3 protein-coding genes are annotated in these 3,962 nt (G+C 72.7%); all 3 read left to right on the top strand.

All coding sequences use genetic code 11. The features are described 5' to 3' along the window. Positions 1-175 precede the first annotated feature (175 nt). Positions 176-2,350, top strand: a complete 2,175-nt coding sequence (locus ACFRU2_RS33475) for an ALF repeat-containing protein (protein ID WP_382979527.1) — start codon at positions 176-178, stop codon at positions 2,348-2,350. 131 nt (positions 2,351-2,481) lie between these two features. Continuing rightward, entirely contained in the window at positions 2,482-2,979 is a 498-nt protein-coding gene (locus ACFRU2_RS33470) for a hypothetical protein (RefSeq protein ID WP_382979524.1), read from the top strand. A gap of 137 nt (positions 2,980-3,116) precedes the next feature. Further along, positions 3,117-3,962, top strand: an 846-nt coding sequence (locus ACFRU2_RS33465; RefSeq protein ID WP_382979521.1) for a trypsin-like serine protease, incomplete at its 3' end; no start/stop codon positions are given.

Genomic DNA, 3,962 nt, shown 5'->3' with positions numbered 1-3,962 from the left:
GGGGGAGAAGAGGAGGGCGTCTGGCAACAGGGCGGGGGGGGGGGGGTTTGGGGGGGGGGCCACCCCCGACACCGCGAAACCAAACACCGCCGCTTCCGCCGGGGCCTCGGCCGACGCGGCCCAGGCCTCCGGCGCGGCGCAGGCCGAGGCCGCCGTCGCGCAGCGGGAGGCCGCCGTGGCCGATGCCGCCGCGGCCAGGGCGGCGCAGGCCGCGTCGAGGTCGAGGACTCTGGCGCGGCAGGCGGCCGCGGCCGCCCGTACGGCCCGGGACGCGGCCAACAGCGCGGCCGACCACGCCGAGAAGGCGGCCGCGGCCGCACTGGAGGCGGCGAACCACGCGGGTGAGGCGGTGGACTACGCCAACCGGTCGACGGCAGCCGCCAACGCGGCCGTCGAGGCCGCGGGCAAGGCTGCCGACGCCGTGGCCAAGGCGAGCGAGGTCGAGCAGGCCGCCCGCGCGGCCGCGGCCGCCAGACTCGCCGCGGAGACCGCCGAGGCGATCGAGGAGGCGCGGGCCGAGGCACAGGCGGAGGTGGACCAGGCCGCGCGGCTCGACCGGGAGCGGACGCAGGAGGCGCGCCTGGACGGGGAACTGCTCGCGCTCATCGCCTCCGCCGAGTCGGCGCTGGGGGCCGGCCGGACCGCGGAGGCCGTGGCGGCCGGCCGCAGGGCCGCCGTCCGGCTCATCGAGCGGTCGGGTACGTGGACCCGTACGGCCGCGCAGTTCGCGCTGGCCGGCTCGGACGAGGACGTCGCGCACTGGATCGACGCGGACCGTGCCATCGCCCAGCGGCAGGACGACGCCGAGCTCGTCGCGGCGACGGCGGCGATCTCCACGCAGAAGGTGGCCCAGGCGGCGGCAGCGGTGCTCAAGACCGAGGACGCCGCGAAGATCAAGGCGTTCCTGGAGAGCGGGTCGATCGAGGCGGCCAAGGAGGACAACCGGGTCGAGGTGACCACGGTCCTGGCCGACGCCAACACCGGTCCCGCGGAGCGGCGTGCGGCCACCGCCGCGCTGGACAAGGGCACCGCCCAGGCCCTGCACGCCTTCCTGTACGTCGAGCGTGCGGCGGCCATCCGGGAGGACGATCGGGCGAAGGCCAGCACCCTCCTGGCCACGGGCGGCCCCTACGTCAAGGCGGCGGCGCAGGTCGCCCTCGAAGCCGCCACGCCCGCGCTGCGCGAGTTCATCGCCACCGGGCAGTACGAGTTCGCGAGGATCGACCACGACGACGCCACGCACATCAGCGCTGTACGCGCGATGATCGCGGGCGCGGCAAAGGTCGCCCAGCAGGCGCAGGAGAACGCCGCGCGGGCCTCCGAGGCGGCGGCCCTCGCGCGCAACGCCGCCGCGAAGGCGGCCGAGTGGGCCGACCTGGCCAAGGGCTACGCTGCCGACGCCAAGCGCTCCGGGGACGAGGCGCGCAGGAACGCCGAAGCCGCCGAAGGCTCCGCGGCCGCAGCCGCGCGGTCCGCCGAGACCGCCCGCGCGGCTGCCGCGGTGGCGAGCAAGGCGGGCAACGTGGCGCGGCAGGCGGCTGCCCGGGCCGTGCAGTCCGCGACCGTCGCCGCTGACTTCGCCGCCAAGGCCGCTGCTGCGGCCGCGCTCGCCTGGCAGTCGGCGATCGATGCGGGAGGGAGCGCCGCCGGAGCGGCTCAGGCCGCGTCCGAGGCGAAGGACCTCTACATCGAAGCCGCCAAACGCGAGGCGGCGAACAATGCGCTGAAGAACTCCACCGTTCCCATCAACCCCCAGGCGGGCGGACTGCCGGAGCAAGCCTCGAGCTGCCTGACGCCGTTCGGCCAGGCGATCGAGTCCGACAACGACACCAACCCGTGGGAACTGGGCCTGGAGTGGCTGACCGGAACCGGTCCCAGGACGCAGTGCTTCGGTCCGGACGACCCGTTCACCCGGCTCTACCGCGAGCACGCGTTCACGAGGCAGTTCATCGCGAAGTTCGCCGAGCGCACGAAGAACGGCGACTACGAACTGGGCCACACCTACAGCTCCGCCTTCGGGCTCGGCGGCTGGGACGGCGCCGTGCAGGGCGGCCGGGACTACTCGGCGCTCCCCACCGGAGGCCTCACCGGGAACCTCGCGTACGCCTACCTGGGCTCCCACGCAGTCAGGATGACCCCGATCTACAAGAACGACGACGGCTCCGTCGTGTGGCGCTACACCGTCTACAACGTGTCGACCGTGGAATCCGCGACGCACGTTCCCGTCATCGGCTACACGAAGCCGTGGAAGAAGACCGTCGGCGCCTTCCTGGACAAGGCGTTCGGCGGCTCCGGACCGCTCTCACCCACGGCCCAGGTGATCGAGTTCAACGTCACGCTGCCGGCGTGACGCCGGGGATCAGGGACGACTCAGGCGGACCGGGCAGTACCCGTGCCCGGTCGGTCGCCCCCCTCGACGAACGACCCACCCCGCTGACTTTCGGCCTCCGGCCTCCGACCACAGGATTGTTGAGGACATACGTGAAGCAACACAGCGCACTCGTACGCACTCTGGCCGCGACGGCCGCCGCCGGCGCCCTGGCATGGGCCGTTCTGGCCGGAGGCCAGACGTCCAGCGCCTCTGCCGCACCGGCGGCCGACCAGGTGCCCGGATACGCCGTCGAGGACTTCAGCTACCCGAATTCCGACAGGATCCTGGCCGAGAAGGGATTCCTCCTCAAGCGCGGCGACGGCCACATCACGCTCGCCGACTGCGCGAGCGAGCAGAACCTCCTGAGATTCCTCGCCCGTGACCGGGCGGACGTGTGCTTCAAGGTCACCGGCGACAAGGGCTACCTCGCCCTGGAACTCACGTCGGTGTACGGGGTGCGAACCAGCGATGCCGGCAGCACCCACCTCGAAATGACCGCCGAGAACGACCGCGTCACGTACGACATCCCTGCGAAGACCTGGGGAGGGGTCGGCGAGTCCGGCGACGGTCGCGAGCACATGCTGGTCGAGATCCGGACCACCAAGTAGCCCGCGCCCCGCTCGCCGTACGGGATCGCGCCGCTGAACACCGTGACTGCGCAGCGCAGCACGACCGGACTCGGACCCGGGCTCCGGCGCATGAGGTCACCGAACCCGAACCCTGCCCCAGAAGAAGGAAACCACCCATGTCTGCATTCCGTCCGCGCACCGCGCGGATATCAGGCCTGCTCGTCACCGCGACCGCGGTCGTCGGGGGCCTCGTTCCCGCCGGCGCCGCACACGCCGTCTCCGGCCCGGAGGCTGCAGCCGGCCAGCACCCCTCCGTCGTCAGGCTGAGCATCGGCGACGAGGCCAACAGCCGGGGGTGCACCGGCGTCGTGGTCGAGGACTCCTGGGTCATGACCGCCTCGAGCTGCTTCGCCGCGACGGCCGGCGCAGCGGTACCGGCCGGTGCACCCGCGCTGAAATCCACCGCGACCCTCGCCGACGGCAAGCGCGTCGAGGTAGCCGAGCTGGTCCCGCGAACCGACCGGGATGTCGTCCTGGCCCGCCTCGCCGCCCCCGCCGCCGGCATCGCGGGCGTCAGGCAGGCGAGCGCCGCCCCGGCATCCGGCGCCGAGGTGACCGCCGTGGGCTTCGGGCGGACCAGGACCGAGTGGGTGCCCGACAAGCTCCACACCGGCGCCTTCACCCTCAGCAGCTCCGACGGCACCACCCTGACCATCACGGGGAAGGGCACCGACGCCATCTGCAAGGGAGACACGGGCGGCCCGCTGCTGAACGCTGCCGGTGAACTGGTCGGTGTGAACAGCCGTTCCTGGCAGGGCGGCTGTCTGGGGACGGACCCGACCGAAACCCGTACCGGCGCCGTCTCCGCCCGCACCGACGACATCGGCGGCTGGATCAAGGAAACGACCCGACGCCCGATCGTGCAGCGTGATGTGAACGGTGACGGTCGTTCCGATGCGGTGATGGTCTACCACCACGCGGACAGTTCGATCGCCTTCTACAGCTCTCTGGGCAAGCCGGAT

The organism is Streptomyces sp. NPDC056883, assembly GCF_042788835.1.
GTDB lineage: Bacteria > Actinomycetota > Actinomycetes > Streptomycetales > Streptomycetaceae > Streptomyces > Streptomyces stoeckheimensis.
Note: the sequence above shows the minus strand (reverse complement) of the source record. Positions and strands in the feature narration are given on the sequence as shown.